Here is a 5,810-nt window from a genome sequence, read left to right on the forward strand (position 1 = left end):
TTTGTCGCTCTCTGAAATCTCGAACCATTTCCTACCGCAAGACCAATGGAAAAGCCTAATGCGGATTTTTAGCGAAATGATTGTGGAGTAATCCCAAAAGCCCCCCTGACTGCTATTTCTACGGAAATTCGGCAGGGGTTTCTTACACCCAAATTCAGAGAAACAGACGATGAAATACGCAAAAATCATTCTATTTTTAACCGCCTTTGCTATCTCTGCTGACTACTTAGAGTTAGGCAATGACTGCGACGGAAAAATTTGTACAGCTCAACGTTAATTAACCCAACCGCTTGTTCCGCAAGCGGTTATTTTTTTGGAGAAAATATGACTTGGAGTTCTGTCGGCATACCGAGTGTGCCGGGGTTACCGAAAAATATCGGCGATGCGGCAATAAAATTCGGTGGTGCGTTGGGTATCAATTTATTATTTGGCAATTATTGGGGAGTGTTCGATCAAAACGGCATTCCTCTTTTACTTGCGGATAATGTGAAATCGGTGAAATATCAGAGCCGTTCAAAGATTTCTACCGCACCACTCGAAAAAGGCTCATTTGCCGCTTACAACAAAGTGATCGAGCCTTATACCGTGAATGTAGTAATGACAAAAGGCAGTGGCGGTGTGAAAGAACGAGGGGCATTTTTAGCCCTTGTCGATGCCTTTGCCAACAGCACTGATTTATTTATGGTGATCACTCCTGAAGCTATTTACCCGAACTGCAATATCGTTGGTTATGACTATGTGCGTGAAGCCGGAGACGGTGCAAGGTTGATTAAAGTAAATTTACACCTGCAGGAAATTCGAGAGGTAGAGGTGGAATACACGAAAACTAAAGCAGAATCGGCAGAAGCTGTGCAAGAGCAAGGGAATGTAACGCCAGAGAAAGTAAATACTGAAGCCGGCAATACTTCAGTCCTTTTTGATATAGGACAAGAGATCGGTGATATGAAAGAAACATTAAAAACCGAGGGGGCCGGTGCAGTTATTGATAAACTGAAAGATGGCTTGATGAACGCCGTTGGAATGGGAGGTTGATTTTGGACTTATATCATATTCCACTTAAAGCGGTGGCAAATCAACGAGTACGCTGCCAAATTGAGGGACAAGAACTCGAAATCACCTTGCATACCCGTTTGGAAGAACAGCTTTATATCAGCATAAAATGCAACGGTGTAGCGGTGGTGCATAACCGAATTTGTCAAGATTTAACGCCTTTAATTGATGTAGGTTACCTGCCGATGAAAGGCGTTTTGTTTTTTAAAGATATGCAAGGGCGGCAAGCTCCGCATTGCAAAGAATTAGGCAAAAGATACCGCTTGTTTTGGGGGGCGTAATGTCAAGTTTTACCAAGAAAAAGCTGAAGTTTTCTTTTGTGCTTGGACAGCAAGATCCGCATTTTGACAAAGATGAAAATAATACGGTGATTGTTAAGGGATTGAGGGCGAGTGTCACAATCCAAAGCGGACACGGTGCACCAATGCCGAGTGCAAAGCTAATGATATACGGGCTTGGTCAAAAGGTAATGAATAAATTGGCGAAAATCCGCTGGAATACTGATGACGCTAAGCTGAATTACGTCAGAGTAGAGGCAAGCCAAGATGGGGGAGAAAGCTATATATTGGTTTATGAGGGCGTTATTCAATATGCCTATCCGAATTATGGTTCAAGCCCTGAGGTGATCTTAACGATTGATAGTACATCAGCTTTACAACACAAAATTAGACCGGTTCCGCCATTAAGTTTTAACGGTGAAGTTGATGTGGCTTCAGCGGTCGCTCAAATTTGCCAAAAAATGAGTATGCGATTTGAGAATAATGGTGTAACAGAGAAAGTGAGCAACCCTTACTTGCCTGAAACCGCTTTAGATCAAGTTTTTAAATTATGTGATGCCATCAATGCAAAAGCGGTCGTGGAATTTAATACGATTGCTATCACGCCGCAAGGTCAAGCAAGAGATATTTTAGTTCCCGTTATTTCGCCGAGTAGCGGATTAATTGGATATCCAACCCCAACCATTACCGGCACAAGGTTTCAATGTTTATTTGATCCTGTTATACGCTTCCAAGGGCTTGTGGAAATTAAAGACAGTTTAGTTGAAATTTGTAATGGCAAATGGCTGGTTGTTGGATTAAGCCATTATTTAGAAAGTGAAGTATCAGGAGGGCGTTGGTTATCAGAAGTCGATGCCATTTACCCCGGAGGTGTGAAAATTGTCAAATAATTTAGGTTTACTAAAGCCCGATCAAGTTTTAGGTGGCACAGGCGAATTTGAATTTATTATTTCCGGCATTGTGAATCGAATTCAAACAGTGACATTAGTGCAAGTGATTGCGGTAAATGCAACCGGCATCGGACCGGTCGGCACGGTAGATGTGCAACCAATGGTGGCACAACTCGACGGTAGTGGCAAAGCGTATGCACACGGTGTAATCCACAATATCCCTTATTTTAGACTTCAGGGTGGCAGCAATGCGGTTATTATCGATCCGGAAGTAGGCGATATTGGAATGTGTGGTTTTTGCAGTCGTGATATTTCCTCAGTGAAAGTGAACAAAGCCCCCTCGACCCCACAAAGCAGACGAAAATTTGATTATGCAGATGGCTTGTATTTTGGCGGTTTTCTTAACGGTGTGCCGAGCCAATATCTCTTTTTCAAAGATTCGGGCATTGAGTTGGTTTCTACCGGTGAAATTTTGCTAAAAGGCACATCAATCAAATTAGATGCCCCTGTTGAAACTACCTCAACAGTAAACGCTGCCGGAGATATTACCGATAATGCCAAATCAGGAGGTAAATCAATGAAAAATATGCGACAGGTTTATGATACGCACACGCACAATGGTGGGCCACAACCTGACCGGAAAACGGGGTAATGTATGACAACGTTATTTTTACACCCGCAAAGGTGGGATTTATGCCTTGATGATGAGGGGAATATCGCTTATGCAAAAGATCCTTATGCTAAAGCTCAAGATGTGGCAAGTGCCATAAAGCTGTTTAAAGGCGAGTTGTATTATGACACGGAGAAAGGGATTCCTTATTTTGATGAAACACTTGGGAAGAAGCAATCTCTAGCATTATATCAATATCGCTTAGAGCAAGCAGCCCTCAGAGTTAAAGGAGTGGTTTCTGCCAAAGCAAATATTGAAAGCGGAGCCAGTCGGGAAGTGACCGGCTCTGTGACTTTTACCGATGAACAAAATAGACAGATGAGCGTGAAACTATGACGATACAGACGAATGTGCCATCAATTCAGTTTACACCGCAAGGCTTAATTTTACCGAGCGAACAAGAAATTCTAAACGGTGTGCTGGCGGACTTTAATGCGGCATTTGGTGGTGGACTAAGCCAAAACTTAGAAACACCACAGGGACAACTTGCCAGCTCGATAGCTGCGATTATTGCTGATAAAAATAATCAAATTGCGTGGCTAGTGAATAATCTTGATCCGACTTATTCCGACGGCATTATGCAAGATGCTATCGCTAAAATTTATTTCGTAAAACGAAAAGGGCGAGTGAACTCTTTTGCCACCTGTCAATTTGTTGGTTTACCGGGTGTAACTATTCCAAAAGGGTTAGTTATCAAAGATACCACCAATAATGAATGGATATTAGATGAAGAGATCAGCATATTAGAAAACGGCACTGTGGAAGGACGTGTTATTGCTAACGGTGTTTATGGTGCAAAAGCTAATACGATCACAAAAATTCATCAATCGATTATCGGGCTAGACCGTGTTACCAACCCACAAGATGCGGTTGTTGGTACAGAACGGGAAAGCAGACAGGATTTTGCGGAACGATATAGAGAAAGCGTAGCTATTAATGCTCAAGGTATGCCATCTGCTGTGCATGCTAATGTAATGAAATTAGAAGGAGTGATTGATTGCTATGTTATTGATAATCCTACAAACAAAACAGTAAAACATGGAGCAACTGGATATCCTATAAAACCTCATAGTGTTTATGTTGCTGTAAGAGGAGGAAATGATTTAGATATTGCAAAAATGATATGGTTATATTCTGGTAATGGATGTGACTTTAATGGTAATACTGAAATAGTAGTCACTGATGATACTTACGTTACTCCTAAGCCAACATATTACATCAATTTCATGAGACCTTTGGATACGCCAATTTTCTTTAGGGTAAAAATTAAGTCTGGGCTGGTTGGCGATTATCTCAATGAGATGAAAGAAGCAATTAAAATGCAATTTGATCAATCTTCTCATCGCAAGATTGGTAGAATTTTTTATGCAATGAATTACGTTTCTTCGATCATTAAATCTTTTCCTAAGGATTACTTGCTTGATGTTGAAGTAAGTAGTGATGGTGTTAATTTTGAGAATAAGGTTCAGCTGGGGATAGATCAATACCCCATTCTTTTTTCGGAAAATATAATTTTGGTGGAAGAATGAATAAACCTCATCTACAAAAAACAATCATTAGTCAGTATGCAAACAGTCCAATTATGAACCGTATCATTCAATTTGCTGATGAATATCTTGAGACAAAAGATTGCTTCAGGCAGTTCTATAATATTTATTGGGACATTGATACTGCTGAAGGTGTTGGACTTGACTTTTGGGGAGTGGTGCTTGGGTTATCTCGTTTTGTAGAAATTAATGACCAAACTACCTTTCAAGGTTCCAGTATAGCCTCGACTGAGCTAAAGGATAAAGTTAACCCAACTAGCTACAGGATGAATGATGCAATGTATAAGTCAATGCTTTTTGTTAAAGCAATGACGAATATTGTGTATGCAACAGCACCGAATATCAATAAGATCCTGCAGATACTATTTAAAGAAAGAGGTCGAGCTTACTTTGTTAAGTCGGGAACAATGACGGCTAGGTATGTTTTTGAATTCAAACTGCTGGATGTAGAAAAGGCAATAGTTATGACATTACTACCTCGTCCAACCGGTGTGCTTTGTGACTTTTATGAGCCAGAGCAATTATATACTTGGGGATTTAATGAAAATGAGTTAGCTCCATTCGGGCAAGCTGCTTTTTATATTGGCGATAAAAACTAAACAAATTAAATTATTCATTAACTTAACCGTTTATGGTTCTTATTCCATAAACGGTTTTTTGTTGGAGAAATCATGGAAAACTTAAAGCTACTCACGCATCCTTGGGCTGAAAAGGGATTAAAAAATGAAATACCACTGAATCGAGAAGGTTCAGGAGTTACATCCGCCACGGCGACTTACGAAGATGGTTTCCCGGATGTAACTATGAAGCCTATTCATGAAGGAGGAAAAGCACCTTCGGGTAAGGATATGAACGGAGTGTTATATGAGTTATCGACACATATTGTCCACCTTAATAAAGGTTGCCTTTATCCATTTGAAATGGACTTTTGTAATGCTATAGGAGGATATCCAAAAGGTTCACTATTAATTAGCAATGATAAAGGAAAGCTATTTATTAGCTTGATAGACAACAATACAACTGATTTCAATTCCGAAAATTACTTCGGGAAGTGGGATTGCATTTCTACTCAGGATTTACTTAATTCTCCTGACGGATTTAAGTTCATCGGTCAATGTGAATCTATTGCTCAATTACGCACCATCGAGCCAACAGAAGACCAACAACGCATTTTGGTTAAATCCTACTACGCTGGGAAAAATTTAGGCGGTGGAGAGTTTTATGCTGATTTTGCGGATACCACAACCGCAGACAATGCCGGCACGGTGATTGTGACGGCTGGTGGCAAACGATGGAAACGAGTTTATTCAACACTCAATATCTTTGACTTTGGAGTCAGCTTAGACAGCGTGAATAACGATGCCATCAAGCGCTT

The 5,810-nt window shown here is 40.6% G+C and carries 7 protein-coding genes and 1 pseudogene; all 8 read left to right on the forward strand.

Annotation, left to right across the window (positions count from 1 at the left end; translation table 11 throughout):
- Positions 1–324 precede the first annotated feature (324 nt).
- Entirely contained in the window at positions 325–1,032 is a 708-nt protein-coding gene (locus EDC41_RS12925; protein WP_020824103.1) for a phage baseplate protein, read from the forward strand.
- Between the two features lie 2 nt (positions 1,033–1,034).
- Entirely contained in the window at positions 1,035–1,331 is a 297-nt protein-coding gene (locus tag EDC41_RS12930) for a phage baseplate plug family protein (RefSeq protein ID WP_132303704.1), read from the forward strand.
- Positions 1,331–2,218, forward strand: a complete 888-nt coding sequence (locus tag EDC41_RS12935) for a baseplate hub protein (protein WP_115262413.1) — start codon at positions 1,331–1,333, stop codon at positions 2,216–2,218. Before EDC41_RS12930 ends, EDC41_RS12935 begins: the two co-directional genes overlap by 1 nt.
- On the forward strand, positions 2,208–2,870 hold the full coding sequence (locus EDC41_RS12940) for a Gp138 family membrane-puncturing spike protein (RefSeq protein ID WP_006252669.1): 663 nt from the start codon (positions 2,208–2,210) through the stop codon (positions 2,868–2,870). Before EDC41_RS12935 ends, EDC41_RS12940 begins: the two co-directional genes overlap by 11 nt.
- Positions 2,871–2,873: 3 nt before the next feature.
- Positions 2,874–3,224, forward strand: a complete 351-nt coding sequence (locus EDC41_RS12945) for a contractile injection system sheath initiator (protein ID WP_006252062.1) — start codon at positions 2,874–2,876, stop codon at positions 3,222–3,224.
- The gene (locus EDC41_RS12950; protein ID WP_040080782.1) at positions 3,221–4,417 is read left to right on the forward strand and encodes a baseplate J/gp47 family protein; all 1,197 of its coding nucleotides are present in this window, start codon (positions 3,221–3,223) and stop codon (positions 4,415–4,417) included. The genes EDC41_RS12945 and EDC41_RS12950 overlap by 4 nt, the downstream gene beginning before the upstream one ends.
- A complete protein-coding gene (locus EDC41_RS12955; protein ID WP_006252064.1) occupies positions 4,414–5,034 on the forward strand; it encodes a baseplate wedge 1 family protein in 621 nt (206 codons plus the stop codon). The genes EDC41_RS12950 and EDC41_RS12955 overlap by 4 nt, the downstream gene beginning before the upstream one ends.
- Before the next feature lie 72 nt (positions 5,035–5,106).
- Positions 5,107–5,810: pseudogene (locus tag EDC41_RS12960) on the forward strand (hypothetical protein); the annotation flags it as partial.

It is taken from the genome of Mannheimia haemolytica, from assembly GCF_004342115.1.
GTDB classification, from domain to species: Bacteria; Pseudomonadota; Gammaproteobacteria; order Enterobacterales; family Pasteurellaceae; genus Mannheimia; species Mannheimia haemolytica.

What these genes read in the sequence shown, in the direction of transcription:
- EDC41_RS12950 (WP_040080782.1), top strand. Translation starts at nt 3,221, where the DNA reads ATGACGATACAGACGAATGTGCCATCAATTCAGTTTACACCGCAAGGC.
- EDC41_RS12955 (WP_006252064.1), top strand. Translation starts at nt 4,414, where the DNA reads ATGAATAAACCTCATCTACAAAAAACAATCATTAGTCAGTATGCAAAC.
- EDC41_RS12945 (WP_006252062.1), top strand. Translation starts at nt 2,874, where the DNA reads ATGACAACGTTATTTTTACACCCGCAAAGGTGGGATTTATGCCTTGAT.
- EDC41_RS12925 (WP_020824103.1), top strand. Translation starts at nt 325, where the DNA reads ATGACTTGGAGTTCTGTCGGCATACCGAGTGTGCCGGGGTTACCGAAA.
- EDC41_RS12935 (WP_115262413.1), top strand. Translation starts at nt 1,331, where the DNA reads ATGTCAAGTTTTACCAAGAAAAAGCTGAAGTTTTCTTTTGTGCTTGGA.